This window comes from Microbacterium sp. HM-570 (assembly GCF_054165885.1).
In genome coordinates this window covers 1,976,588-2,003,411 of the sequence record NZ_CM135111.1, presented here as the reverse complement: position 1 = coordinate 2,003,411, position 26,824 = coordinate 1,976,588, and the positions used below count along the sequence as shown (strand labels likewise).

The following is a 26,824-nucleotide window of genomic DNA, read 5'->3' as shown; positions in this document are numbered from 1 at the left end:
CCTGCGTTGAGACCCGCCACGCGCCGGGTTCAGCGCCCAGCAAGGCGGAATCTGTCCCCGAGCCCGTGCGTACTTCAACACCGGTGCCACGCCGCGATGTGGCCTCCGGTCGCCCGCGGCGCCCCGTGCTCGTCAGCCGTCGTGCTCGCCGCGGCGCACCCGACGGGTCTGCTGCACGGGCGCTGCCGCCGGATACCCGCCGAGCAGCGGTGAGCTCGCTTCGGCCTTCTCGTGTGTCGAGCGTCCGTCGTCCGGCTCGCGGGGGTCCGTCTCGCGGGGCTCTGACGCCGACGATGCGGGTCCGCCCCGTCGCGCGACGCGCCGTTCTTTAGCCCCTTCGACCAGGTTGTAGAGGGTCGGCAGGACGAGCAGCGTCAGCACGGTCGACGAGACGAGTCCGCCGATCACTACGATCGCGAGCGGCTGCGAGATGAACCCGCCATTTCCCGTGATGCCCAGAGCGAGGGGCAGCAGCGCGAAAATGGTCGCAAGCGCGGTCATCAGGATCGGACGAAGGCGACGCGCGGATCCCGCGACGGTCGCCTCGTAGGCGCTCAGCCCCTTTTCGCGGTACTGGTTGACGAGGTCGACGAGCACGATGGCGTTGGTCACCACGATCCCGATCAGCATCAGCACACCGATGAGGGATGCCACCCCGAGCGGAACCCCGGTCAGGATCTGCAACAGGATCGCGCCCGTGGCCGCGAACGGCACGGACACCAGCAAGAGCAGGGGCTGGCGCAGGGACTTGAACGTCGCAACCATGATGATGTAGACGATCAGGATCGCGGCGAGCAGGGCCAGACCGAGCTGCGAGAACGAATCCTGTTGCTGCGAGATGACTCCTCCCACCTCGGCGTCGGCGCCCACGGGCAGCTCGATGTCGGCGAGGGCTTCATTGACCGACGCCGATGCGGCATTCAGGTCATCGGTCGAGGGAGTGACGGTGACCGTCGCGGTGCGCTGCCCCCGCTGCGTCGTGATCGAGGTGGGTCCATCCGTCTCGTCGACCGCGGCGATTTCGTCGAGACGCACCGGTCCGGCCGCGGTCGGCACCTCGAGCGCACGCAGCGCATCGAGCGTGGCGGGCGAAGCGGATGCCGCGAGATACACCGTCAACGCGGTGTCGTCGATCTCGATCGATCCGATCGACTGGGGCTGCATCGCGCCCGACACGAGTGCTCCCACGGCAACCTCCGACAGCCCACGGGCCGCAGCCGCATCGCGGTCGACAACTACCGCGATGTAGGGCAGAGACGCCGACAGGTTGCTCGTCACCTGGCCGATACCGTCCCGGCCGTCGAGGGCGGTGACGACGTCGGCCGTCGCCTCCTCGAGCGTCCCCCGGTCGGGAGCGCTGACGTCGATGTCCACGTCGCTTGACCCGAAGCCTCCGCCCGACCCCGCGACCGCGATATCTCCTGCACCCTCGAGGTCGGACAGCGTCGACTGGACCTGCTCACGCAGCTCGACCTGATCGACATCCGAATCGGTCGTGATCGAGTACGTGATCCCGGCGCCGCCACCCGAGAAGGCATCGCGAAGCGCCGATCCGCTCGATCCGATCGAGACCTGGACGGTCTCGATGCCATCGATCTTCAGGAGCGCCTCTTCCACCCGAACTGCCGCGGCGTCTTCGCTGTCGAGGCTCGCCGCCGGGCCCAGATTCTGGGTGACGGTGAAGGTGTTCTGCCCGGAGTCACCGAGGAAGTTGGTCTTCATGAATGGAGCGGCGGCGGCCGTGCCACCGAGCACCACGAGCGCAAGAATCAGGGTGACTGCGGAGTGCTTCAGCGTCCACGAGAGGACCGGCAGGTAAGACCTCTGCAGACGCGTGTGCGGCGCGGTCGGCGACTCGGGATCGACCGCAACCCCTTCCGCGTCGAGGAGCGCCTTACCCGGGCGCAGGAACCAGTACGCCAGGACGGGCACGATCGTCAGGGCAACGAACAACGAAGCGAGCATCGCGATCGTCACCGTGAGAGCGAACGGACGGAAGAGCTCACCGGTGACATCGCCGACGAACACGATCGGCAGGAACACCGCGACGCTCGTCAGTGTCGAAGCCGTGATGGCCGCCGCGACCTCGCGCACCGCCAGCAGGATCGACGCGGTCTTGTCGGCGTCGCCCACATAGTGCCGTTTGATGTTCTCGATGACGACGATCGAGTCGTCGACCACACGCCCGATGGCTATCGTCAGAGCACCCAGTGTGAGGATGTTCAGCGAGTATCCGAAGGCCTGGATGCCGATGAACGTGATGAGGACGCTTGTCGGGATCGAAATCGCGGTGACAAGAGTCGAGCGCACCGACAGCAGGAACACCAGGATCACGAGAACCGCGAACACAAGCCCGAGCAGGCCTTCTTGCGCGAGCGCCTCGATCGATTGCTGAATGTACGGGGCCTGATCGAACACGACCGTGAAGCTCGGCCCACCCAGACTCCGCTCGATCTCCGGGAGCAGCGTGAGCACACCGCGCGAGACGTCGACGGTGTTCGCCGCGGGCAGCTTCGTGATCGCGATGGTCAGCGCCGGCTCACCGTCGACCCGCGATATCGACGTGACCGGATCGGTGGCTTCCACCACGGTGGCGACATCGCCGATCGTGAGGGTTTCGGCACCGAACTGATCGGCGCTCGTCGGCACCAGTGGCAGGGCGGCGAGTTCGTCGACCGTGGTGATCTTGACCCCGGTCTGCACCGTGAGCGTCTGATCCGCCTCCGTGATCTGACCGCCCGGGAACAGTACGCCGTTCTGATCGAGGGCGTCACGGATGGCCTGCTGGGTGAACCCGGCGGCGGCCAGCGATGCCGTGTCCGGCGTGATGGTGATCCTCTGGCCGATCCCGCCGACGATCTGAGCGGCGTTCACCCCGTCGACATCCTCGAGGTCGGGAATCACACTCTGATCGAGCTGAGCCTGGATCGAAAGCGAGTCATCGAAGCCGGTCACGGCCAGTTGAATGACGGGGAAGTCGTCGAAGCTGGCGGCGATGACGTTCGGTTCGACCGACTCGGGCAGCTGCGCGTCGATGCGGTTGATCGCCTGGGTGATCTTCTGTTCGGCCGTGGCCAGGTTCGTGCCGTAGGTGAACGATGCCGAGATGATCGAGGCGTTGGTAGTGCTCGTCGCGACCGTCGACTCGAGCCCCTCGATGCCCTGGATGGCGGTTTCGATCGGCGTCGAGACATCCGTGTTCACGACCTCGGGCGAGGCGCCCGGATATGCCGTGACGATGGCTAGCTGGGGGAACTCGATCGACGGAATGAGCTCCTGCTTGAGGCTGGTCAGCGCCAGGCCGCCGAACACCGCCGCCACGATCGTGATCAGGGCGATGAGCGCGCGGTTCTTCAGGCTCAGGATGGCGAGGTTCGACACGGTCGGCCTTCGATGAGAGATGGCACGGACACCGAGCCGGAGTCCGGAGATCGATACGCGAACGTATCGGTTTCAGTATCTCATCCGATGGGCGCCGTTAGCCCGTGAGCAGCTCGCGGATCGCCGTCTCGGCGGCCACGTCAAGATCGAGCACTCGACCCTTCTCGTAGGCCCGGAACACCCGCGGATCGATATAGCTGCTGCGAGCAACGGCGGGGGTGTTGCCGAGGCCGTCGGCGGTGGCGCGGATGGCAAGCAGTTCCGCCCGTTTGCGGTCGGTCTTCGTCTCGACCAGACCGATGCGGGCCAGCGCCTCGGCGGCGAGGATGGTGCCGCGCAGCGTCCGGAAGTCCTTGGCCGTGAAGGATCCGCCGGTCAACGCGCGCACGTGTGCATTGACGTCTCGGGGGGTGAGGGCGACGCGACGCCGACCCTGCGCGTACGCGAGCAGGGGGGACCGCGGTCGTCCCGCGACGAGCTCGCTGATCACGGCGGCGAGATCCGAATCATCGACGTCGATGAGGGCCTGTTTACCGCTCTTGGCGGGAAAGGACAGCGTGACGACCGTGCCATCGACCGACGCATCCTTGCGGATGAGCGTGGTGAGGCCACGGCTGCCATTGGCCTTGAGATATCGTGCGGATCCCACACGGGGCGCCGCTTGGTCGAGCAGCCGGAACGCCGTCGCGAGCACCCGTTCGCGATCGAGCGCCTCACGGCGCAACGCCGTCGTCACGCGCGCTCGGGCGCGCGGGATCACCTCGGCGAGTTGCAGAGCTCGCGCGAACTTTCCGCGGTCGCGAGTAGAGCTCCACGCCGCGTGGTAAAGATACTGACGCCGACCCGCATCATCCGTGCCGACCGCCTGAATGTGACCGCGGGCGTCACGGGCGATCCACACATCCCGCCACGCCGGAGGGATGACAAGTGCCTCGACGCGCTCGACATCGCTCGCCCCGGCGGGCCTCCCACGATGGTCCGCGTACCGGAATCCGGAGCCGGAACGGATGCGTTGCAGTCCCGCATCCTCGAGCGGTCGCACACGAACGAGTCGGCGCGCGCCCGCGGTTGAGCCCCGTCCGTTCGCCATCGATCCGCACTCCCCGTCGCTGATCGCGACGTGCGATCCAGACGAAACATAGTCTCTCCGGTGACACCACCTCGAGGACTTGACACGCGGCACTCGAAGCGCCAGCGATGCAATCGCGCCCCCGGTCCGGCTCCGCACGACGTGATATCACCGTCCGAGAGGCCTCGTCAACCCCCTCGCACGCCCCGTGGCTCACCCTTAGCGTTTTTTCCACAGTGCCACCCGCACGTCGTTCGCATGCGTCCGCCGATTCAGACATCTGGCGCACGCACGTTCGGACAACACACATAAGGAGCCTCACCATGAACCTCGCAGCCCTCATCATCATCATCATCGCGGTCGTCCTCGCCATCACGGGCGGCATCTGGTCTGCAGCCAACTGGCTGATCTGGGTTGCCATCGTGCTTGCCGTGATTGCGCTGATCATGTTCCTGCTCCGACTCATCACGGGTCGCAGCAAGGTCTAGGAATGTCCGGCCGCGCGCGTTTCGGGTGCGTGCGTCGGCCCTCCCCCGCGGATGCCGCGGTCCAGCTTTCGCGCTGGACCGCGGCATCCGTTCTTTGGTGACCGGATGCTCTCCGTGAACATCGTGTCCATCTCTTCGTCCCTGCGCAAACACGATATATCGTGTTATTCTCGTGACTCACGATATATCGTGTATTCGAGCGCAAGGAGCGTGCCATGACATTGGAAAAGTGGATCGTCCACCCCGGCGAATCGCGCGTGATCGACGTCGAGTCGGTCAACAAACTCAAGGTCGGTCTCGTCGGTGGCCAGATCGACGTGATCGCGCACGACGAGCCCGGCATTCGCATCGAGGTTCACGCAGTCACCATCAAAGACCTGCGCATCGAGGCGACCGGCGACACGATCGAGATCGATCACCCGCAGCTGCGCTGGGACAACTTCCTCCAGGTCTTCCGCAATTTCGGCGCGGGCGGGCCGAAGGCCGACATCAGCGTCGCCGTGCCGCGCAACATCGCGCTCAACCTGGGCGTCGTTTCGGCCAGCGCGCTCGTCGCCGGACTCGCGAGCGACGTGCGGCTGAACACGGTTTCGGGTGACATCATCGTCGACGGACTCACGGGCGACCTGCAGGTGAACGCCGTCTCGGGTGACGTGCAGGCCCACGAACTGGTGGGCGCACTGACCGCCAACAGTGTGTCGGGCGACGTGGCGGCGACCGGCACGATCCGGAAGGCCACCGTCGACACCGTCTCGGGCAGCGTCATGCTGGACACCACCGGTCCCGTCCATCAGATCGGTCTCAACACCGTCAACGGCAACGCCACGGTGCGCCTCGATCGATCCCTCGCGGCCAACTACGTCGCGCGCAGCGTGAGCGGTCGCGTGCAGGTCGACGGCGTGGTGCGGTCCGGCTCGGGTCCGACTAGCTACACCGGTTCGACGGGTGAACTGAGCGGGTCGTTCGCAGACATCCGCACCAACACGGTGTCAGGCGACGTGACCGTGCTTCGCCGGTCGGTCAGCGAAAACACTCCGGCCGTCGATGACACCGCTGCTCACCACGATGTGGATGTCGAGGACGCACGATGAGTCCCGTCTTCTCGCATGGCGATCTCCGCCTGTACCTGCTCAACCTGCTGAACGAGGCACCGCGCCACGGTTACGACATCATCCAGGCACTCTCAGACCGCACCGGCGGCACATACACCCCGAGCGCCGGCACGGTCTATCCGCGCCTCGCCAAGCTCGAAGAAGAAGGCCTCGTCACCAAGAGCGTCGACGGCCGCAAGACCGTCTACGAGATCACAGCGGCTGGACGCGCCGAGGTGGCATGGCGTGCGGGCGATCTCGAGGGCATCGAGGCGGGGCTGGCCGACTCGGTCCGCCTGATCGCCGACGAGGTGCGCGGAAGCGTCCGTGAGGCGATGAAGAGTCTGCGAGCAGATCTGGCCGCTTCGGCCCGGGACGAGCGCGACGCGGATGCACCGTCCTCCCCCTCGGATGATCCGCGCGGGCGCAGCCGCGAACAACTCCACCGAGCCGATGCGATCGTGAACGACTTCCGTGGGCGCCTCCGCGCAGAGCTGCGGACGCACGTGGCTCGCGGTCGTCTGCTCGAATCGGGTGTGATCGACGACCTCGCGGCATCCCTCGAGGGTGCTCTGAAGGATCTGCGATCGGCGCTCGGTCGCTGACCTGTTCGAAGCTGGCTAGTCGGTTCGCCCGGCCCGGCAAATGAGTGGGGCGGTTCTCGGAGCCGCCCCACTCATTCCTGGGGCCAGAGGTCCTCGTCGTCCGCGGCCGCCGTGCCGAGCGGCACGACGAGAACCGGGCGGTGCTGGCGGTGGGCCAAGCGCGCGGCCACCGACCCGGTGAAGAACTCCCGGATCGATTCACCGATACCGCGGTCGCGTGTGCCGACCACGAGCAGTTTGGCGTCGAGACGCTCGGCGAAGTTCTTCAGGGCGATGGCGGGATCGCCGACGAGCTGACGCAACTCCCATGCGACACCCTTGGCGTCGAGAGCGTCGTGGGCAGCCTGCCGCACCGAATCGAGCTCGGCCGCGCCCGGCGTGATGTCGATGTCGAGCGGGGCCGAGTGCACGTAGCCATCCGGGTCTTCATACGTCACGAAGCGCGTCATGTCGACGTGCACGATCACGAGCGGCGCGTTCATGAGACGGGCGAAGTGTGCACCCTCGCGCATCACCCGAGCAGATTGGCCGGGCACCGCGGCGACAATGACCGCGCCGCGTAGCGCAGCATCGCGCTCGCCGTCGCTGGCACCATTCGAGGAATCTGGGTTGATGGTGGTCATCGCTGCTCCCTCACGGTAGCGGAGCACCCGGCTTGCCCGTGTGCGCCCGTGCTATTCTGAATGCTACTCTTACCGGCCTCGAGCCGGTCTCGTGAATGCATCGGGCACCTCAGACATGCCCGCAGCTCTAGTCGTGAGGGGGTCTCGCATGGGTCGTGGCCGTCAGAAGGCGAAACACACCAAGATCGCTCGCGAGCTCAAGTCTTACAGCCCGTCGGTCAACTACACCGCGCTCGAACGTGAGCTCGGGCACACGAACGACGATCTTTACGTCGACAAGTGGGCGGACGAGTACGAGGACGAAAAGGCCTGACGGCCTCTCCGCGCACGACGTCGCCTAACCGCGACTCGCGCCGTCCATCAGCCCCGCAACTCCGGGTCCTGACGCTGAATCATCGACGGATTCCGACGTTGTGCTCGGCGAGCCCGGTCAGCGGTTGAGCGACGCGAACTTGCGGACCGACAGCGGCACGAAGACGACGAGCATCACGACCGTGAAGATCAGCACGTAAAGCACCGGGTTCTGCAGCGGCCACGCATCCGCCGTCGGCGATCCCTCCGCGACATTGCCGAACAGAACGCGTGCCGCCTGCACGAGGGCCGACACGGGGTTCCACTCCGCGAAGACACGGAGCGGCCCCGGCAGGTTCTCGCTCGGGACGAACGCGTTCGAGATGAACGTGAGCGGAAAGAGAATGAGGAACGAGGCGTTGTTGATGATCTCGGGGCTGCGCACCGAGAGCCCCAGAAAACTCATCACCCATGAGAAGGCGTACGAGAACAGGATGAGCAGGCCGACCCCCGCGAGGAAGCTGACGACCGACGACTCCACACGCCAGCCGACCAGCAGACCGGTCAGCATCATCACGATCAGCGACAGCACGTTGATCACGAGGTCGCCGACCGTGCGTCCGATGAGCACCGCCGCTCCGTTCATCGGAAGCGTGCGGAACCGGTCGATGATCCCGTCCTTCAGATCCTGCGCCATCGCGGAACCTGAGTAGGTCGACCCGAAGACGATCGTCTGCGCGAAGATGCCCGCCATGAGGAACGACGTGTAGCTCTCACCGGGAATGTCGATCGACGAACCGAAAACGAACGTGAACAGCAGCACGAACATGATCGGCTGGATCAGGGTGAACACCAGGATGTCGGGGACGCGCACGATCTTCTTGATGTTGCGCCATGTCGCGACGTAGCCATCGGAGAGGAAGCGGCTGACCGTCGTGCCGGGGATGGGCTGAAGTGACCCGGCCGGGGACGGCGTCGTACCGCGAGCGGTGTCGGACGTCGTCATGCTGCAGTCTCCTCGGTTTGCGTGTCTTCGGCGGCATGCCCCGTGAGCTGCAGGAACACGTCGTCGAGGGTCGGGCGGCGCATGCCCGCGTCGTGGAGTTCGATGCCGGCCGTGGCTACATCGGCCATGATCCTGCCGAGGGCGTCGGCCCCGTCCGCAACGGGGACAACGAGGGTGCGCCCTCCGTCGGAGACCACCGGCCCCGTGCCGTATCGCTGCAGAACCTGCTCGACCGCGGGCGCATCAGCTTCTTGCGCGAAGCTGATCGCCACCCGCTGTCCCCCGACCGATGACTTGAGCTCGTCGGCCGTACCCTCGGCGATGACCCGACCGGTATCGATGATGGAGATCGAATCGGCGAGACGATCTGCCTCTTCTAGGTACTGGGTCGTCAGCAACACCGTCGTGCCGCCCGCGACGAGCGACTCAATCACATCCCAGAGCGCGAGCCGACTACGCGGATCGAGGCCGGTCGTCGGTTCGTCGAGGAACAGCACCGGCGGGTTGATCACGAGAGCGCCGGCCAGGTCGATCCTTCGGCGCATGCCGCCCGAGAAACCCTTGACGGGTCGATTCTGAGCATCGACCAGGTCGAACAGTTCGATGAGCTCTCGCGCCCGCTGCGCCGCTCGCTTGCGACCCAGGTGGTAGAGCAGCCCGACCATGAGCAGGTTCTCGAATCCGGTGAGATTTTCGTCCACTGCCGCGTACTGTCCGCTCGCGCCGCTCATTCGACGGACGGCCTGGGGGTCGGCGAGAACGTCGATGCCGTTGATGCGCGCGGCACCCGAGTCCGGTCGGATCAGGGTCGTCAGCACCTTGACGGTCGTCGTCTTGCCCGCACCGTTGGGCCCAAGCAGCGCGGTGACGGTGCCCTCGGGCACGGTCAGATTCAAGCCGTCGAGCGCCCGCACCTCGGGGGCGCCCTTCGGCTGGTATGTCTTGACGAGATCACTCGCCTCGATAAATGGCATGAGCGCGAGCGTACTCCGCGCCTGCGACATCCAGGCATTCCCGCTGGGCGAACCCAGGAGTCAGGAGGTCTGCGAGCCCTCGACCCAGGCCAGGTACTCGTCCGAGACCGTGCCCGTGATGTAGCGGCCATCAAAGCAGCTCATGTCGAGGTCGGTGACATCCGACCCCTCGAGGATCGCGGCCTTGAGGTCGTCGACCTCCTGGTAGACGAGGAAGTCACAGCCGAGTTCTTCCGCGATCTCGGGGATCGTGCGGTCGTGGGCGACGAGCTCCTGACGCGAGGGCATGTTGATGCCGTAGACGTGCGGGTAGCGGACGGGCGGGGCCGCGGAGGCGAACGTGACCGTCTTGGCCCCGGCATCCCGAGCCATCTGGATGATCTGCTGGCTGGTCGTGCCCCGGACGATCGAGTCGTCGATCAGCAGCACGTTCTTGCCCTTGAACTCGCTCGACATCGCGTTGAGCTTCTGCCGCACACTCTTTCGGCGCACCGCCTGACCGGGCATGATGAACGTCCGGCCGACGTAACGGTTCTTGTAGAACCCCTCGCGGTATTCGATGCCGAGCTTGCGCGCCACCTGCATCGCTGCCGGACGCGACGAATCCGGGATCGGCATGACCACGTCGATTGTCTCGGTGGGGGTGTACTTGGCGATCGTGTCGGCGAGACGGTCGCCCATACGCAGACGGGCCTCGTAGACCGAGATGCCGTTCATGATCGAGTCGGGACGCGCCAGGTAGACGTACTCGAACGAACACGGCACGAGCTTCGCGTCAGCGGCGCACTGCTTCATGTGCAGGTGCCCCGCGAGGTCGATGAACACGGCCTCGCCGGGCATCACCTCGCGCACAACGTCGTAGTCGCCGTTCTCGAGCACGAGGGATTCGGATGCGACCATCCACTCGTAGCTCCCCGCCGCGGTCTTGCGTGTGCCCAGAATGAGCGGACGGATGCCGAAGGGATCGCGGAACGCGAGCAGCCCGTGACCGGCGATCAGCGCAATCGTGGCGTACGACCCCTCGACACGCTCGTGCACGCGCGACACGGCCTGGAAGATCTGCTCGGGATCGAGATCGAGGCCTGAGATCGACGCCTGCAGTTCGTTCGCGAGGACGTTAACCAACAGCTCGGTGTCGGAGGTGGTGTTGAGGTGTCGACGATCCTTGCTGAACAGCTCCTGCGTCAGCTCACGCGTGTTCGTCAGATTGCCGTTGTGCACCAGGACGATGCCGTACGGAGCGTTGACGTAGAAAGGCTGCGCCTCTTCTTCATTGCCCGCCGTGCCCTTCGTCGCGTAGCGCACGTGACCGAGCCCGATCGTGCCCATCAGGGCACGCATGTCACGTGTACGGAAAGCCTCGCGCACCTGACCGCGCGCCTTCGCGATGTGGAAGATGCCGCTCGGCTCGGCCGTGGCGATGCCCGTCGAGTCCTGCCCGCGGTGCTGCAACAGCAGCAGGGAGTCATAGATGTCCTGATTGACCGACCCTTGGCCGACCATCCCAACGATGCCGCACATGGGGTTTAGTTCGCTCCATCCGCGTAGGAACCGACGAGGCGTACGGCGCCGCCGTCGACCCCCTTGGCTCCCTGTTCGAAATCGCCCTCGGGTAGCGGGTCGTCGCGCACGGTGCCCACAGGCCAGGCGGCGATGCCGTCCCGACCGAGCGCCGCGATCGCCGCGTCGGACCGATCGGCGGCAATGACCGCGAGGAACCCGATGCCGAGGTTCCAGGTGCCCTCGGTCTGCTCGAGCGTGATGCGTCCCGCATCGGCGAGCACACGGAAGACCGGCGGTGGTGACCACGTCGTGCGGTCGACATCGACCCAGGTTCCCTGCGGCAGCACGCGCGCGAGGTTGGCCGCGATACCGCCGCCGGTGACGTGGCTGAGCGCGTGGACGCCCGCGCCGGGACGCAGCTCGTCGACGAGGCGCAGAAGCGGAGTCGTGTAGAGGCGGGTCGGTTCGAGGAGCGCTTCACCCCAAGATGTCGCGGCACTGGATGTCGCGGTGGTGAGTTCGGCGGCGCGGTCGGTGTAGGCGATCCCGCGGTCCGTGATGATGCGGCGGACGAGCGAGAATCCATTCGAGTGCAGGCCGCTTGAGGCGAGTGCCAGCACGACGTCGCCCGCGACGATGCGCTCGTGGCCGAGTACGTCCGCCGCCTCAACGACGCCCGTCGCTGCTCCCGCGATGTCGTAGTCGTCGTCGGCCAAGAGGCCCGGGTGCTCGGCGGTCTCACCGCCGACCAGGGCCGTGCCCGTCTCGGCGCAACCGCGCGCGATGCCCGCGACGATGTCCGCGATGCGCGCGGGAACTACCTTGCCGCACGCGATGTAGTCCGTCATGAAGAGCGGCCGGGCGCCGACCACGACGATGTCGTCGACGACCATGCCGACGAGGTCGATCCCGACAGTGTCGTGCTTGTCGATGGCCCGGGCGATCGCGATCTTGGTGCCCACGCCATCCGTGCTCGTCGCGAGGAGCGGGTGATCGAAGTCGCGAAGAGCCCGCGCGTCGAACAGACCCGCGAAGCCGCCGACGCCCCCGAGGACTTCGGGACCATGCGTTGCGCGCACCGCTGACTTCATGAGTTCTACGGCGAGGTCGCCTGCCGCGGTGTCTACTCCGGCGGCGGCGTAAGGATTGAGCGAGGCTGAGGCCACCCGCACAGCCTACCGGCCCGTCCGGGGCGTCGGATTCGGTCGCCCCGCTCCGGTACCCGCTGTCGAGGGCCGAGGGGCCCGCGACCTACAATGACGGCATGCCCAGCGCCGCAGGTCCGGAGTGGGTGATCCGCGAGGATGCGAATGTCGCGGTCATCCTGGCCCTTGCGCTGCGCCAGCTCGTGGGGGTGCGCTGGCCCGACGAGCTGCCGCCCCTGCGCGGGCTGTCGTCGAACGACATCGAACGCGACGAGGCGGAGCAGTCTCGGCTCGAGCGACAGTGGCGCGAATACTGGGCGATGACCGTCGAGCCGCAAGCTCATCCCGCTTCGGGGCCTCTCGACCTGGTCGACGGGTTCGAAACCTACGTCGCGCTGCCCGTCGAAGGGTTCGACGACCTGCGGGCGGCGATCGCCCCGCACACCAGCGCCGTCGCCTTCGCTCGCGCGGCTCACGATCGCCACGCCGGAGACTCGCTCGGAAGGTCCGGCGTTTCGTACCGGGCCTATGCGGGCGCTATCGCCCAGCACGAACGCGAGGTCGGGCGACGTGCCCACGCTTTCGAGCTCAACGTGCAGGTTCTTCCGCTCACGCAACGCGGGGTCTGGTGGATCGGGTCACTCACGATCGCCGTGACGGACGGACTGCGCAGCGATGTCGTCGCGTTCGACGCCGCGATCCACCCGATCATCGCCGAACTCGCGTAAACGCTGCCTCAGAACGGTGGTGGATCCGTGTTCGGGGTGAAAATGACCAGCGCGGGCGGTGGTTTGTCGATGTAGACGCGGCCACCGGGTGAGGTCCATTCCAGGATTCCGCCGCCGAGTTGTCGGACGGTCCACGCGGTCTCGCCCTTCAGGGTGTGGTGTCGTTTACAGAGACACGCGAGGTTGCAGGTGCTGGTTTCACCTCCCAACGCGTAGTCGAGGGTGTGGTCCCGGTCGCACCGGTGGGCGGGTTGCCGGCATCCGGGGAATCGGCAGTGCTGATCCCTCGCCCGCAGGAACCGTTTCATGTCGGCGGACGGTGTGTACCGGTCCACGGCGAGCACACACCCGGTGATCGGGTCAGCCAGAACGCGATCCCATCCGGTCGCGTGTCCCGCGAGTTGCCGGGCCGTGGCCGGGTCGATCGGGCATCGGCCCACCAGTTCGGCGGGCTCGTCGGTCACGCCGGCCAGCGCCAGCGCGGGCACCGTGACGTTCACGATCCCGCGGATCGCCCCGAGACCCCCGAACCCGTCCGAGAACCCGGAACCCGTTTCAACGTTGGGGGTCGTTGTCAGCATCATGTCCGCGACGAGGTCCGCACGAATCTGATCGATCGTCCGCACATCCGTGGGGTCGGCGTTCTTGATCGCCTGGGCCTGCTGCGTGATCCGGTCGTGCATCGCATGCGCGAGCACAGCGGGCTGGATGGTGCTGAACTCCGCCATCCCATCCCCGATGTCCCGCACACACGCACCCCGCGACGCACGCGCCTCTTCGTGCCGTTCCGCGAGCGGTCGCGGCTGCAGCGACTCCGCAAGCCGCGCGAGGGATGACCCCAGCCGTCCCGGTGTGGTTTCTTCGGCACGCATCAGCGCTTCAGTCTCGAACAGGGCGCGTGCGTCCGAGTCGGTGATCGGGAGGCCGTGTTCCATGATCACCGCAACGTGCCCGGTACTCACCCGTCCCTCATCCCACGCCGCGAACGTGGCTGGGAACGACTCCTCCAGCACCGCGGCATCGTTCATACGGCGCTGCACGGTCCGGTCGGACATGTTCGTTGCGGCACCGAGTTCCGCCGCCAATGAACGAAAAGGCAGTTCCGCCTCGCGGGAAGAAGGGGAGGCGAGTTCCGCGACCCGGTGCATCCCCTCCGCGGCTGCCTCCGCGAAAATGCGGGCCAGCGCGGCCTGCCCCTGCTCGGCCACACGCATCGCCTCAGCGCACCGGTCTGCGAAGTCCCGAGCTTTGACATCGACCCCACGAGTGTTCGAATGCATGTTCGAAACTCTACGGATGACCACCGACATTCACGCCCCGAAAAGCCCCAAATCGCGCCGAAAACACGGCGAAAAGATGAGAGTTCTCCCATCTGGAAACCAGAGGTCGAACCGACGCAGAGCGCCGTGTTCAGATGTCAGTCGACGATGGTCTCGTGGTCGAAGCTGACGGTGCGCGCGCGGCGCTGCGAAGCGCGATCAAACACGAGTGCCACGACTCCCCCGACGGCCAGACCGACAGCGATACCGATGAGGGCGAGGAACCCGAAGACCTGGGTCGACGAGTACGTGACATCCGTCAGCGGGCTGATCGCCTCTTCGCCTGTGGCGAAGGCCAGAATCAGGGTGACGAGGACTCCGAGGAGCGCGCCCACCGTCAGGAAGACCCCGTACTTGGGGGCCCGGCGCACGCGCCCCTCGACGATTTCGTTGCTCACCCCTCCATTGTCGCACCTACACGGACGGTCCGGCCTGGTCGTGGGCGACCGCATCGGCTGAGGCTGCGTCCACCGCGCGACGGCGACGAACGACGATCGTGACGGCGAGGGCGACGATCAGCGCCAGCCCGATTCCCCCGGCGACCCAGGGCCAGACCGGGAGCGGATCCGTGGTCGCCGAGGCATCCGTCTCGGGCGCCGCGAGCGGCTCGTCGTCATCGATCGGTGCGGCAACGGCTGCCACACCACAGTCTGCCGCCAGGGGAATCTCAAGGGTCAACGGGTCGAGCTGTTCACCCTCGGGGTAGCTGCCGAAAGCCGTCGCACCGGCGGCGGTCAGCGTCACCGCGACCCCGTCGAGCACGATCGAGTCGGTGCCCACGGCATCCGCTGGCACGTCGAACTCGGCGAACCGAACGCCGGTCATCGCGATCGGCTCGCCCGACTGGGTCGTACCCGTGATGTCGAAGACGACGTAGCCGACATCACCCGCGAACTCGATGCGCGCGGCGGTGAGCGACGTGTCGAGCGCGCCGTCGTGGCCCGTGAATCGGATCGTGCCCCCGAAGTCGACGACTCCCGTGACGGCACTCGCGCCGGATTCGGTGTCGAGCGATCCCGCGCCAGCCGCCCAGACGAAGTCGGGGTAGTCGTAGGCGACGCCGTCGAGCTCCCACCCGCCCGCCGCGATGCCCTCGATGTAGGTGCGGAACGACTCCTTGAATCCCCATCGCATCGAGGCGTCCTCGACCACACACGCGCCGAGGGCCTCGGCCCGCGCCAGGGTGAAGGCGACGCCGCGGGAGACCGAACCCTGGAAGGTCAGGGTGTGCTCGCCATCGGGGAGGGTTGCGGGGAGCGAACCGGTCCAGGTCGCGACACCGGATGCATCCGCCACGAGATTCGTCGCCAACACGGTCGGCGTCGAATAGACCACCACGGCAATGCCGGTCTCGCCCGCGGCGAAGCCGTCCGCCTGGACCGTGACCGCTGCGCCCGACGAGAGGGCGGCGAGCGTGTCGGCGTCGAGCACGATGCCGGTGGTCGCCGGGGGCGTGGTCGGAATGGTGCGTGCCACCGACTGTGTGGCAGCGCCCGCCGTGGCGACTGTGCCGGTCGAACCCGAGGGCGCCGCCGCCGCTGATCCGATCCTGAAGGTGACCGGGTCAAGGCTCGTGTACGCGCCCTGGAACAGGGCGCTCCCCGCCGAGGTCAGCGAGACGGCCGCGTTCGTGAACGTCACCGCCGAGCCCGAGACGCTGCGGGCAGCCGTGCCGACCCCGACGTTTCCGAGGTGCAGGCGGGTGCCGCCGTTCGTGACCCACAGCTGCGCCGAAGCGGGCGACGTGAAGCGGAACTCGGGGTTCGCGAGCGAGACGTCGAGGATGCCCCCGTGGCCCGTGAACCGCACAGCGCCGGCGTAAGACACGTTTCCGAGTCCGGTCACCGGATCGTAGGTCGAACCAGCCGCCTGGCCGAACTGGAAGAGACCGCCCGAGCGGGTCGCGCCTCCCGAAACGGTGACGCTGCCGTTCGCGGTGCCCGTGATGTAGGTCATGAACCGCGCCGAAATGCCCCAGCTGAGCTGGCCGCCCTCGACGAGCTGGGCGGGGGCGGCCGGATCGACCGGAGTCGACGGGACCTCGGGCTCTTCGGGCACCGTGCCGGGGAACAGGATGTCCCACTGCGACGGGCTGATCGAGACATCCGCTCGTGCGTAGATCGTCTCGTCGGTCGGAGTGGTGTGCCCCTGCCAGACGATGACCTCGTACTGCTTCGTGCGGTCGAGCTTCTCTGTCGGAGCGACGATCGTCTTGTCGAACGCCCCGCCGGTGATCGCACCCGGCGTCATCCAATAACCGAACGCGACGTACCCGCCGCTGCCGGTGACGGAGGACTCCGCGCCCTTCTCGATGACCGCCGCGTAGGCGCCGGCGATATCGGCGAAGTCCGAACCGAGCACACGGATCGAGGCGCCATCGGCCTGAGACACCTCGGGCACGGTCACGTCGATCGAGGGCGGCGGCGTCAGCGTCACGGGAACGCTGAGCTCCTGCTCGGCGTTCGTTACGCCGCCTGCCGCGTAGGTGTAGACCCCGTACCGACCGCCCTCGGGCGGTGTCGCGGGCTCGGTCACCGTGACGGTCGTGCGGAACGAGCCATCCGATGCGATCGGCGCCCACTGCGCACGGATCACCGACTGGTACTGCGACGGCACCTGGTCGAGCACGCTCTCGGCGAGCGCCCACTTCTGCGAGGTCGCCTTGCGTGTTGCACTCGAGGCGCCCTCGGACGGCTGCCACTCTTCGGCGAAGCTGCCGAACACGACGTAGGTGCCCTGCGGCAGGGTGTTCGGGATCGGCACTCCACGGCCGCCGACGTTCGCGGACGGGTCGTATCCGGAGCCCTCGACGACGAGTGTGTCACCGAACTCCACGGTGTTCTCACCCAGGGGCGTCACGCCGTCTTCGAGATAGACGGACAGCGACGGCGCCGACATGACATCGACGAGAACCTCGCGCTCCTGGGCCGCGTTGTTCACACCGCCCGCACCGTAGGTGTAGACGCCGTAGCGACCTCCTTCAACGAGGGCGCTCGGTTCGGTGACGGTGAGGGTCGTCTCGAAAGAACCATCCGATTCGATCGACGCCCACTGTGCGCGAACCGCGGCCTGGTAGTTACTCGGAACCTGGTTCAGCACCACTTCGGCGAGCGCCCACTTCTGCGATCCGACCTTGCGGGTACTGCTCGCGGCGCCCTGCGAGGGCTGCCAAGACTCGGCGAAGTGTCCGAAGACGACGTAGGTGCCTTGCGGCAGCGTGTTCGGGATCGGCGCGCCGCGGCCGCCGACGTTCGCGGTCGGGTCGTATCCCGTGCCGCGCACCACGAGGGTGTCGCCCGCGCGAACCACCGTGTCAGCGACGGGCGTCACGCCATCGGCGAGAAACACCGAGAGTTCGGGAGCGGATGCCGGAGGTTCCGTGGGCTCGGCGGTGGGTTCTGCGGTCGGCTCCGTCGTCGGCTCGGTCGTGGGCTCGGCGGTCGGCTCCGTGGTGGGCTCCGTCGTCGGCTCCGGCTCGGGCTCAGCGGGCGGGAAGACCGCATCCCACTGCGTAGAGGTGATCGCGACGTCGCTGCGCGCGTAGATCGTCGCCGAGTCGGCGGCCGAATGGACCTGCCAGATGAGCACCTCGTAGGTCTGGGTGCGATCGAGCGAGCCCGGTGCCGCGGTCAGGGCGAAGGATGTCGCTCCGTCGACGATCGAGGGGAACGGCATCGCGAACGCGGCGTAGCCGCCCGAGCCGCTGATCTGCGACTCGGTGCCCTTCACGATCAGCGCCGCGTAGGCCTGCGTAGCTGTGCCGAGGCCGGATGCCTCGACGGACACCGTCAGCCCGGATCCCTCGGAGGCCGACGTCACGGTCCCCGAAATCACCGCGCCGTCGAGAGCGCGTGCGGGCACGGCTCCCACCACGCCGGCGGCGACCAATATGAGGGCCAGGACGGCGGCGAGGATGCTGCGAATGGGGGTGATCGAGGGTGCTGCGGTCACGATGATGGGTCTCCGAAAGACACGCATAGCGGCGCTCGGTCGCACGCGAACGAGATCGCCGGAGATGCCGGATGGTCGGGATGCATGAGGTTAGGCTTAGCTAACTTGTTTGCCTTTTCGACGGTAGGGCATGACCTCTGGATTCGTCAACATTTAGGTTAGCCTGTCCTAATGCAACGCACTCTCGCCCTCTTCCTCGTCGCCGCGATGTGCACCCTCTCGGGCTGCGCCGTGGCGGGAGCCGAGGCATCCGCCACCTGCGTGCATGCCGACGCCCCCCTCGCATCACTCGACCTCGTCGACGACGTTCGCGCGACGACGGGGGGTGACACCGCGTGCCTATCGACTCGCGGTGTCACCCCGGTCGACGACGACGCCGCACCCGACCTCCCGGTCACCGTCATGGACGCCGAGGGCCGCGAGGTCGAGATCACCGACGTCAGCCGCATCCTCCCGATCGATATTTCGGGCACGATCGCGGCCACCGTGTTCGGCCTCGGGCTGGGCGGGAACGTGGTCGGACGCGACCTCTCGACAGCGTTCGCCGGAACCGAGGATCTGCCCGTCGTCACGAAGAGCGGGCACACCCTGAATGCCGAGGCGATCCTCGAAATTGCTCCCACCATCGTGCTCACCGACACCTCGATCGGCCCCAAAGAGGTGCGACAGCAACTGCGTGAGGCCGGCATACCCGTGGTCGTCGTCTCGTCGGAGCGCCGCGTCGACACCGTTGACGACCTGGTGAACGAGATCGCCGTAGCGCTCGGCGTGCCGTCCCGCGGCGCGAACCTGATCGACCGCCTCGACACCGAGGTTGAGGATGCGCGTGCCGAGATCGCAGCGATCACCCCGACAGACCCGGCCGACCGGGCACGCATGCTGTTCCTCTACGTCCGCGGCAACGCGAACGTCTACTACATCTTCGGTCGAGACTCGGGAGCCGACTCCCTGATCGAGGCGGTCGGTGGCGTCGACGTCGCCTCCGAAATCGGCTGGGAGGGCATGAAGCCCATGACCGCCGAAGCCCTGGTCGCGGCACAACCCGACGTGCTCGTGATGATGACGGACGGCCTCGCCTCGGTCGGCGGGATCGATGGCCTCATCGAGCGGATCCCGGCACTCGCACAGACCCCCGCCGGCCAGCACCGCCGTGTCGTGGATATGGCCGACACCGAGATCCTGAGCTTCGGCCCACGCAGTGCCCAGATCATCCGCGCCCTCGCCCGCGCCGTCTACGCGCCAGCCGACTCCCCCGCACCCGCCGAGACAACCCCGAGCGCTGCCCCGTGAGAAATCGTGCCGCGAGCGCAGAATCTCTGCGCTCGGTTCCTTCGAGCGCGGAGGTGGTTTCGAGCGCGGAGGTGGTGCTGCCGACGCTCGCCCGCAACCGCCGCCCGCGGTTCGTGATGATGACGTTGTGCCTCGCCGTCGCGCTGATCGTGACCGTCGTCTTTTCGCTGGGCGCGGGTCAGTTCGCTGTGTCGCCGACCGAGGTCGTGGGCATCCTGCTGCGTGCGGTCGGGATCGACAACGCCTGGGCGCCGGATGCTCCGACCGCGACCGGCGTGCTGCTCGACATCCGGCTGCCCCGTATCGTCATGGGCTTGCTCGTCGGCGCCGCGCTCGCGGTCTCGGGAGTCTTGATGCAGGCGATCTTCGGCAATCCCCTGGCCGACGCGGCGGTGGTCGGGGTTTCGTCCGGGGCCGCCCTCGGAGCCGCCGCGAGCCTGACCTTCGGCCTCACCATGTTCGGGCTGTGGACGACACCCGCGTGGGCGTTCGCGGGCGGACTGGTCGCGGTGTTCTCGGTCTACCTGATCAGCCGGTCCGGCGGCCGAACGGAGGTCGTCACGCTGTTGCTGACCGGGATCGCGATCAACGCGATCGCCGGTGCGGGCCTGGCGTTCCTGACGTTCATCGGCACGACCTCGACCGGCGAGCAGATCGTGTTCTGGCAGCTCGGCAGCCTGAACGGGGCGCTGTGGCAGAACATCGCGCTCATCGTTCCCCTCATCGTGGTCGGCATCGCGATCGGCATCGGTGTCGCGCGCCGTCTCGACCTCTTCGCCCTCGGCGAGCGCACCGCCCGCCACCTCGGCGTTCATGTCGAGCTGCTCCGCATCGGGGTCATCATCACCGTCGCCCTGCTGGTCTGCGCCGCGGTCGCCTTCGCGGGCATCATCGGCTTCGTGGGACTGGTCGTCCCGCACCTCATGCGCATGGCGATCGGGCCCGCTCACCTGCCGCTCGTGATCACGAGTGCGCTCGGCGGCGCGCTCCTCCTCGCCCTCGCAGACCTCGTCGCGCGGACCGCTGTGCCCCTCGCGGATCTGCCCATCGGCATGATCACCTCCCTCGTCGGCGGGCCCTTCTTCCTGTGGTTGCTGGTGCGAACGCGCAAGCGCGCCGGAGGTTGGGGATGACGGGGCTCGCGGGCCCGCAGCGGATCGTCGCATCCGGAATCCGCGTGATGCCGGATGCCTCGGCCCGGCCCATTCTCGACGAGGTGCCGATTCTCGACGACGCGGCGATCGACGTGCGGGCAGGCGAGGTACATGCCCTGGTCGGCCCGAACGGGGCGGGCAAGTCGACGTTGTTCGGCGTGCTCGCGGGCGATGTGTCGCCGGTCGCGGGCACCGTGCACCTCGACGGGGTGGAGCTGCGGGGGCACCGACCGCGCGACCTCGCCCGCCTTCGAGCCGTGCTGTTGCAACAGAACGCGGTGAGCTTTCCGTTCTCGGTCATCGAGGTCGTGCGGATGGGCCGGGCGCCCTGGGCGCGGACCCCCCAGGAAGACGACGACGACGCGCGCGTGGCGGAGGCCATGCGTGTGACCGAGATCGCGGTGCTCGCCGACCGCACCGTCACCTCGCTCTCGGGCGGCGAACGTGCCCGCGTCGCGCTGGCACGTGTGCTCGCGCAGAGCACGGGCATCCTGTTGCTCGACGAGCCGACTGCGGCACTCGACCTCAAACACCAGGAAGACGTGCTGCGGGTCGTGCGCGACCGCGCTCGCGCGGGGGACGCCGTCGCGATCGTGCTGCACGACCTGAACGCCGCGCTGGCGCTTGCCGACCGCGTGACGCTCCTCGACGCGGGGCGCGTGGTGGCCACGGGATCGGCGGCAGAGGTACTCACGGCGGATCGGATCGCCGCTGTCTATCGACAGGCGGTGGATGTGTTTCCACATCCGGTCACCGGGGTGCCGCTGGTCGTTCCGCGGCGCTGATCCACCTGCGGCGGGCCTCGGGCTCTGCGGTCAGGGGTTGAGGGGCAACAGGTTCGCGAGGTCCGCCCGGCTGCCGGAGGCGTGCACCCGGCCGGACGCCACCGCGGCGGACCACGTCTCGGCTCCGGTTGCGAGGGCGATCCAGGTCGCGGCATCCGTCTCCACCACATTGGGGGGAGTGCCGCGCGTGTGCCGCGGGCCCTGCACGACCTGCACGGCGCCGAACGGCGGGATCCGGACCTCGACCGTGTTGCCGGGCGCCTTCTCGGTGAGCAACTGCAGCAGGTAGCGGACCGCGGTGGCGAGGTCGGTGCGGGCGGGAGTTTCGGCGGCGCGCACCGCGGCGAGCGCGGCTCGGCCGGCCTCGGTGGTGATGGCGCGCGGCATGTCTCCACGGTAGCCCGTTCGCAATTCAGTCTCGCGGGATGGCTAGGCCCGGCCGGGTCCCGAATTTTCGCGGCGCGCTACCGACGCCACCACGCGGAGACTGAATTCCGAACGCGGGATCCTCGAGAAGCCCGACGTCACAGTCCCGCCCACAACAGTGCCAGGCGGCACGTCGGTAGGCTGGAGGCGTGCGTATCCTCGTCCTCGGTTCCGGTGCCCGCGAGCACGCCATCATCCTGTCCCTGCAGTCCGAGGGGGCCGGGCATGAGATCTTCGCCGCCCCGGGCAACGCCGGTATCGCCCGCGACGCCACGATCGTCGCCCTCGATTCCGTCGACCCGGGCGCCGTCACCGACTTCGCCAACGACGAGGCCATCGACCTGGTTGTGATCGGCCCCGAGGCTCCCCTCGTCGCGGGCGTCGCCGACGCCTTGCGCGAGCGGGGGATCCCCGTGTTCGGCCCCGGCAAGGCTGCAGCGCAGCTCGAGAGCTCGAAGGCTTTCGCCAAGCGCGTCATGGAGGCGGCGGGTGTTCCCACGGGGCGGGCACTGCACGCGCGGACGCCGGACGAGGTCGGCGACGCCCTCGACGCCTTCGGCGCACCGTATGTCGTGAAGGCCGACGGCCTCGCGGCGGGCAAGGGTGTGCTGGTCACCGAGGACCGGGCGGCCGCCCTCGCGCACGCCGAGTCATACCTCTCGCAGGGCGCCGTGCTGGTCGAAGAGCACCTGTCCGGCCCCGAGGTCTCACTCTTCTTCATCTCGGACGGCGACACCGTGCGTGCGCTCAGCCCCGCGCAGGACTACAAGCGCGCGCTCGACGGAGACGCGGGCCCCAACACGGGCGGTATGGGCGCGTACTCCCCTCTCCCCTGGCTGACCGAGCGATTCGGGGGCGAAGCGGAGTTCGTCGAGCTCATCACGCGCGAAGTCGCTCTCCCGGTCGTCAAGCATCTGGATGCCGAGGGCACTCCGTTCATCGGACTGCTCTACGCCGGGCTCATCGTGACCGACGGCGGTGTGCGCGTGATCGAGTTCAACGCGCGCTTCGGCGACCCCGAGACCCAGGTCGTGCTGCCCCGACTCGTGAGCCCGCTCTCCGAGCTGCTGATGTCCGCGGCCTCGGGCACCCTCGAGGACGTCGCCCAGCCGGCCTTCGCCGAGGCGGTCGCCGTCACCGTGGTGGTTGCGAGCGAGGGCTACCCGGCAGCGCCCGTGACCGGTCGGCCCATCGGTGGGCTGGATGCAGCGGCATCCGTCGAGGGCGTGCACCTCGCCCACGCAGCCACAGCCTTGTCAGAAGCGGGAAACGACGGAGGCGGACTGATCGCATCCGGGGGCCGTGTCGTCGATGTCGTCGCTCTCGGGACGACATTCGCCGAGGCCCGCAAGCGCGCCTACGAGGCCGTCGACCTGATCGCGCTCGAAGGTTCGCAGCACCGCACCGACATCGCCGCCGGGGTCATCGAGCGCTGAGCCCGCGCCGCCACCGCGTCTTCGGGATAATGGTCGCGTGACCCCCTCCTCTGATCTTCCCGGCTGGCGCCACGTCTACTCCGGAAAGGTTCGGGACCTGTATGTTCCGGCCGACACCCCGGATGGTGTCAGCGCAGAACGGATGCTGGTCGTTGCATCCGATCGTGTGAGTGCCTTCGACCACGTGTTGTCGCCGGGGATTCCCGACAAGGGTGAGCTGCTCACGACACTGAGCATGTGGTGGTTCGATCTGCTGGAGGGCGGCGACGGCGGTCCGGCGGTCCCGAACCACCTCGCCCCCGACTCGGCCCTGTCGGACGACGACGAACCCGTGCGGCTCATCCCGGCCGAGGTTGCGGGGCGGGCCATGCTGGTGCGCCGCCTCGACATGCTGCCGATCGAGTGCGTCGTACGCGGGTACCTGACGGGCTCCGGGTGGGTCGAGTACCAAGCCGCGGGGACGATCTGCGGCATCCCGCTGCCCGCGGGGCTCGAGAACGGCGACCGCCTCCCCGAACCGATTTTCACGCCCGCGTTCAAGGCCGAGCTCGGCGAGCACGACGAGAACATCAGCTTCGAGCGCACCGTCGAGCTGGTCGGCGAGCAGGCCGCCCACGCCCTGCGGGACGCATCCCTCGAGATCTACGAGCGCGCCGCCCGCCGCGCGGCCGCACACGGCCTGATCCTCGCCGATACCAAGTTCGAGTTCGGCACCGACGAGCAGGGGGTTCTGCGCCTGGCCGATGAGGTACTGACGAGCGACTCGTCCCGCTACTGGGATGCCGAGGCGTGGGCGCGTGGGGGTACACCCGACGAGCGGATGGCGAGCTTCGACAAGCAGATCGTGCGCGACTGGCTGGCGGCACACTGGGACCGCACCGGCGAACCGCCGGAGCTGCCCGACGAGATCGTGGTGCGCACCGCGGGTCGATATCGCGAGCTGCTCTCGCGACTGACCACGTGACCGCTTCCCGCTAAAGCCCCGCGCCGGGCGGCAGCCCCAGCCTCACCGACCGGGACCCGCCGGAAGAACCGAGTCGCGGATGATGAGCTCCGTGTTCAACATCGTGACCCGGGGCGGATCCCGATCGGCGAGCAGGTCGAGGAGTACATCCGCCATGCGCTCTCCCTGTGTGAACGACGGCTGACGCATCGTCGTCAGATGCGGCGAAACAGTCGTGGCCACCGGGGAGTCATCGAACCCGACGATCGCGATGTCTTCCGGAACCCGGATGCCTGCACGTCCCAGCACGGCGAGCGCACCACGCGCCATCAGGTCACTCGCGATGAACAGCGCGTCGGGGCGCTCGGGTGCCTCGAGGATGCGCTCCATCGCGCGGGCACCGCCGTCCGCCGTGAAATTTCCATCCTCGACGGGCCCCGGCTCCAGACCGGCGGCATCGAGCGCCTGACGGAACCCCTCGAGCCGGTCCACACCGGCAGGCATGGTCAGGGGTCCCGAGATCATACTGATCCGGCGGTACCCGCGACCGATGAGGAACTCGGTAACCTCCTGGCCACCGCGCACGTTATCGACGTCGACGTAATAATCCCGTTCGCGGGCACGCACGGGACGACCGCCGAAGACGACGGGAACGGCCGTCGCGATGCGGTCGATGAACGTGTCACTCGTGTGGTGCGACACGATGATCGCGCCGTCGACGCTGCCGCTGCGCAGGTAGCTGGTGGTCTTATCGCCGGGGTCGTCGCTGGCGATGAACAGGTTGAGCACGTAGTCGGACTTATTGACGCGATTGTTGATGCCCAAGACGATGGCGGCGAAGAACGGGTCCCCGAAGAAGCGTGTTGTCTCTTCCGGTACGACCAGCGCGATCGCGTGGGTCTGCCGGGTCGCCAAAGAACGTGCGGCGCGATTGGGCACGTAATTCAGTTTCGAGATCGCGCGGTTGACGGCCTCGAGCGCGGCCGGGCTGACCGAGGTCGACCCGTTCACGACCCGGGAGACCGTGGACCGCGAGACGCCTGCCGCCGCCGCGACCTCTTCGATCGTGGCAGTTCCCTGCGAAGAGCGAGTCCCGATGTCGGCCATGTCATGCCTTCCTGCGCGGGACCTAATCGACCGCGTCGACCTGCTTCGCAGCGTCATCGAGCGTGCGCTCCGCGATGATCCGAGAGTACTCCCGGCCGCTGTCCTTGATCGACCGCACCTGAGTCTCATAGTCGACGCGCACGATACCGAAACGCTTCTCATAGCCCCACGCCCACTCGAAATTGTCGAGCAACGACCAGTAGAAGTATCCGCGCACGTCGACGCCCGCCTCGATCGCGTCGAGCGTCGCGCCCAGATGAGCGCGCACGAACGAGACGCGTTCATCGTCGTGCACGCGCACCACGCCGTCCTCGTTCACTGCTTCGTCGTTATAGGCGGCGCCGTTCTCCGTCACGAAGAGCGAGGTGCCGGCCGGTTCTGCGTAGTCCTCCCAGACGCGCACGAGCAGTCGCGTCAAACCCTCGGGCTGCACCTCCCAGTTCATCGGAGTGCGCGGCAACCCGCGCTCGTGCCAGTAGATGTTCTCGGATGACGGGAAGGGCGAAGCGCTCCGGCGGTCGGTCGGCGCATCCCCCGGTGTCGGTGGGATGACGGGACGGCGACCCCCGACGAGCTCGCCGTGGTAGTAGTTCACACCCAGCGTGTCGATGTGCGTGGAGATCGTCTCGAGATCGCCGGGCAAGATGGCCGCCCGCAGAGCATCGTCGGCGATCTCGTCGAAGATGTCCTGCGGATAGGTGCCGCGGAAGATCGGATCGAGGAACCACCGGTTGAACTGACCGTCGATGCGCCGCGCGGCGTCAAGGTCTGCCGGGTCGGTGGGGTCGACGGGATCGGCCACCGTGAGGTTCAGCGTGACACCGAGGTTCAGGGAGGCATCCCGCGCCCGCAACTCACGCACGGTCTGTCCGTGACCGAGCAGCAGGTGATGCGCCGCCAGCATGCCCTCGGTCTTGCTGTAGTGACCGGGCGCGTGAATTCCCGCCGTGTAGCTGAGGAACGACGAGCACCACGGCTCGTTCAGCGTGGTCCAGACATTCACGCGATCACCGAGGGCGTCGTGCATGTCGAGCGCGTACTCGGTGAACCGGTCGGCCGTGTCGCGGTTGGTCCATCCGCCACGCTCCTCGAGCGCCTGCGGCAGGTCCCAGTGGTAGAGGGTCAGCCACGGCAGGATGTCGGCGCCCAACAGCTCGTCGACCAGGCGCTTGTAGAAGTCCACTCCCTCGGGATTCAACGCCCCGCCGTCGGGACGAACGCGCGACCACGATGTCGAGAAGCGGTACGTCTGCAGCCCCATCGACTTCATCAGCGCGACGTCGTCGCGGTACAGGTGATAGTGATCGCACGCGACGTCGCCGTTATCGGCATTGATGACGGCCCCGGGGACCCGCGAGAAGGCATCCCAGATCGAGTCCCGGCGGCCACCCTCGTGTGCAGCGCCTTCGATCTGATAAGCCGCGGTCGCAGCCCCGAAGAGGAACTCGGGGGGAAACGAACGCTCGGTGCTCTCAGTCATGCTCATGGGGGCCCTCCTGATATCGGTGC

Annotated in this window: 23 protein-coding genes; 10 read left to right on the top strand and 13 right to left on the bottom strand. The window is 67.5% G+C overall.

The window, feature by feature from the left end:
* Positions 1-132: 132 nt before the first annotated feature.
* Positions 133-3,381, bottom strand: coding sequence for an efflux RND transporter permease subunit (locus ACT9TC_RS09505; protein ID WP_458040284.1), 3,249 nt, complete (start codon positions 3,379-3,381; stop codon positions 133-135).
* 97 nt (positions 3,382-3,478) lie between these two features.
* A complete protein-coding gene (locus tag ACT9TC_RS09500) occupies positions 3,479-4,471 on the bottom strand; it encodes a DNA topoisomerase IB (protein WP_458040283.1) in 993 nt (330 codons plus the stop codon).
* A 302-nt stretch (positions 4,472-4,773) separates the two neighbouring features.
* Here ACT9TC_RS09500 and ACT9TC_RS09495 point away from each other — a divergent pair, with 302 nt between their 5' ends.
* The 3 genes from ACT9TC_RS09495 to ACT9TC_RS09485 all read left to right on the top strand — a co-directional run bounded on the left by ACT9TC_RS09495 (position 4,774) and on the right by ACT9TC_RS09485 (position 6,634).
* The gene (locus tag ACT9TC_RS09495; protein WP_181003470.1) at positions 4,774-4,938 is read left to right on the top strand and encodes a hypothetical protein; all 165 of its coding nucleotides are present in this window, start codon (positions 4,774-4,776) and stop codon (positions 4,936-4,938) included.
* 215 nt (positions 4,939-5,153) lie between these two features.
* A complete protein-coding gene (locus tag ACT9TC_RS09490; protein WP_458040282.1) occupies positions 5,154-6,029 on the top strand; it encodes a DUF4097 family beta strand repeat-containing protein in 876 nt (291 codons plus the stop codon).
* Positions 6,026-6,634 carry a PadR family transcriptional regulator gene (locus ACT9TC_RS09485; RefSeq protein WP_458040281.1) on the top strand — a complete coding sequence of 203 codons (609 nt, stop codon included), beginning with the start codon at positions 6,026-6,028 and terminating at the stop codon, positions 6,632-6,634. Before ACT9TC_RS09490 ends, ACT9TC_RS09485 begins: the two co-directional genes overlap by 4 nt.
* Before the next feature lie 71 nt (positions 6,635-6,705).
* Here the strand turns inward: ACT9TC_RS09485 and ACT9TC_RS09480 are convergent, their stop codons facing one another.
* On the bottom strand, positions 6,706-7,257 hold the full coding sequence (locus tag ACT9TC_RS09480) for a universal stress protein (protein ID WP_458040280.1): 552 nt from the start codon (positions 7,255-7,257) through the stop codon (positions 6,706-6,708).
* Positions 7,258-7,405: 148 nt separating this feature from the next.
* On the opposite strand from ACT9TC_RS09480, the gene ACT9TC_RS09475 reads away from it, so the two are divergent.
* Positions 7,406-7,570 carry a DUF3073 domain-containing protein gene (locus ACT9TC_RS09475; RefSeq protein ID WP_081766276.1) on the top strand — a complete coding sequence of 55 codons (165 nt, stop codon included), beginning with the start codon at positions 7,406-7,408 and terminating at the stop codon, positions 7,568-7,570.
* 117 nt (positions 7,571-7,687) lie between these two features.
* Here the strand turns inward: ACT9TC_RS09475 and ACT9TC_RS09470 are convergent, their stop codons facing one another.
* The 4 genes from ACT9TC_RS09470 to purM are packed head-to-tail and all read right to left on the bottom strand — an operon-like array spanning position 7,688 to position 12,197.
* Positions 7,688-8,554: an ABC transporter permease gene (locus tag ACT9TC_RS09470; RefSeq protein WP_458040279.1), complete on the bottom strand. Its 867-nt coding sequence runs from the start codon at positions 8,552-8,554 to the stop codon at positions 7,688-7,690.
* The gene (locus ACT9TC_RS09465) at positions 8,551-9,528 is read right to left on the bottom strand and encodes an ATP-binding cassette domain-containing protein (protein ID WP_458040278.1); all 978 of its coding nucleotides are present in this window, start codon (positions 9,526-9,528) and stop codon (positions 8,551-8,553) included. The genes ACT9TC_RS09470 and ACT9TC_RS09465 overlap by 4 nt, the downstream gene beginning before the upstream one ends.
* Before the next feature lie 60 nt (positions 9,529-9,588).
* Entirely contained in the window at positions 9,589-11,049 is a 1,461-nt protein-coding gene (purF, locus tag ACT9TC_RS09460) for an amidophosphoribosyltransferase (protein ID WP_458040277.1), read from the bottom strand.
* Positions 11,050-11,054: 5 nt separating this feature from the next.
* On the bottom strand, positions 11,055-12,197 hold the full coding sequence (purM, locus tag ACT9TC_RS09455; protein ID WP_458040276.1) for a phosphoribosylformylglycinamidine cyclo-ligase: 1,143 nt from the start codon (positions 12,195-12,197) through the stop codon (positions 11,055-11,057).
* A gap of 98 nt (positions 12,198-12,295) precedes the next feature.
* On the opposite strand from purM, the gene ACT9TC_RS09450 reads away from it, so the two are divergent.
* The gene (locus ACT9TC_RS09450; RefSeq protein WP_458040275.1) at positions 12,296-12,904 is read left to right on the top strand and encodes a zinc-binding alcohol dehydrogenase; all 609 of its coding nucleotides are present in this window, start codon (positions 12,296-12,298) and stop codon (positions 12,902-12,904) included.
* 8 nt (positions 12,905-12,912) lie between these two features.
* Here ACT9TC_RS09450 and ACT9TC_RS09445 read toward each other — a convergent pair whose 3' ends face one another.
* From ACT9TC_RS09445 to ACT9TC_RS09435, 3 genes are all read right to left on the bottom strand, one after another.
* On the bottom strand, positions 12,913-14,184 hold the full coding sequence (locus ACT9TC_RS09445; RefSeq protein ID WP_458040274.1) for a DUF222 domain-containing protein: 1,272 nt from the start codon (positions 14,182-14,184) through the stop codon (positions 12,913-12,915).
* Between the two features lie 137 nt (positions 14,185-14,321).
* Complete coding sequence (locus ACT9TC_RS09440; RefSeq protein ID WP_458040273.1) at positions 14,322-14,621, bottom strand: potassium transporter Trk; 300 nt, start codon at positions 14,619-14,621, stop codon at positions 14,322-14,324.
* A 16-nt stretch (positions 14,622-14,637) separates the two neighbouring features.
* Positions 14,638-18,174 carry an HtaA domain-containing protein gene (locus tag ACT9TC_RS09435; RefSeq protein WP_458040272.1) on the bottom strand — a complete coding sequence of 1,179 codons (3,537 nt, stop codon included), beginning with the start codon at positions 18,172-18,174 and terminating at the stop codon, positions 14,638-14,640.
* A gap of 171 nt (positions 18,175-18,345) precedes the next feature.
* Here ACT9TC_RS09435 and ACT9TC_RS09430 point away from each other — a divergent pair, with 171 nt between their 5' ends.
* From ACT9TC_RS09430 to ACT9TC_RS09420, 3 genes are all read left to right on the top strand, one after another.
* Complete coding sequence (locus ACT9TC_RS09430) at positions 18,346-19,464, top strand: heme/hemin ABC transporter substrate-binding protein (protein WP_458040271.1); 1,119 nt, start codon at positions 18,346-18,348, stop codon at positions 19,462-19,464.
* Positions 19,465-19,580: 116 nt separating this feature from the next.
* A complete protein-coding gene (locus tag ACT9TC_RS09425) occupies positions 19,581-20,597 on the top strand; it encodes a FecCD family ABC transporter permease (RefSeq protein ID WP_458042908.1) in 1,017 nt (338 codons plus the stop codon).
* Positions 20,594-21,403 (top strand): heme ABC transporter ATP-binding protein, encoded by an 810-nt coding sequence (locus ACT9TC_RS09420; RefSeq protein ID WP_458040270.1) that lies wholly within the window; start codon positions 20,594-20,596, stop codon positions 21,401-21,403. Before ACT9TC_RS09425 ends, ACT9TC_RS09420 begins: the two co-directional genes overlap by 4 nt.
* 30 nt (positions 21,404-21,433) lie before the next feature.
* Here the strand turns inward: ACT9TC_RS09420 and ACT9TC_RS09415 are convergent, their stop codons facing one another.
* A complete protein-coding gene (locus ACT9TC_RS09415) occupies positions 21,434-21,790 on the bottom strand; it encodes a sterol carrier family protein (protein ID WP_458040269.1) in 357 nt (118 codons plus the stop codon).
* A 188-nt stretch (positions 21,791-21,978) separates the two neighbouring features.
* On the opposite strand from ACT9TC_RS09415, the gene purD reads away from it, so the two are divergent.
* Both purD and ACT9TC_RS09405 read left to right on the top strand, forming a co-directional pair.
* Positions 21,979-23,265, top strand: coding sequence for a phosphoribosylamine--glycine ligase (gene purD / locus ACT9TC_RS09410; RefSeq protein WP_458040268.1), 1,287 nt, complete (start codon positions 21,979-21,981; stop codon positions 23,263-23,265).
* 37 nt (positions 23,266-23,302) lie between these two features.
* Entirely contained in the window at positions 23,303-24,229 is a 927-nt protein-coding gene (locus tag ACT9TC_RS09405; RefSeq protein ID WP_458040267.1) for a phosphoribosylaminoimidazolesuccinocarboxamide synthase, read from the top strand.
* Between the two features lie 42 nt (positions 24,230-24,271).
* Here ACT9TC_RS09405 and ACT9TC_RS09400 read toward each other — a convergent pair whose 3' ends face one another.
* Complete coding sequence (locus ACT9TC_RS09400; RefSeq protein WP_458040266.1) at positions 24,272-25,315, bottom strand: LacI family DNA-binding transcriptional regulator; 1,044 nt, start codon at positions 25,313-25,315, stop codon at positions 24,272-24,274.
* Between the two features lie 22 nt (positions 25,316-25,337).
* Complete coding sequence (locus tag ACT9TC_RS09395) at positions 25,338-26,795, bottom strand: GH1 family beta-glucosidase (RefSeq protein WP_458042907.1); 1,458 nt, start codon at positions 26,793-26,795, stop codon at positions 25,338-25,340.
* Positions 26,796-26,824: the final 29 nt, after the last annotated feature.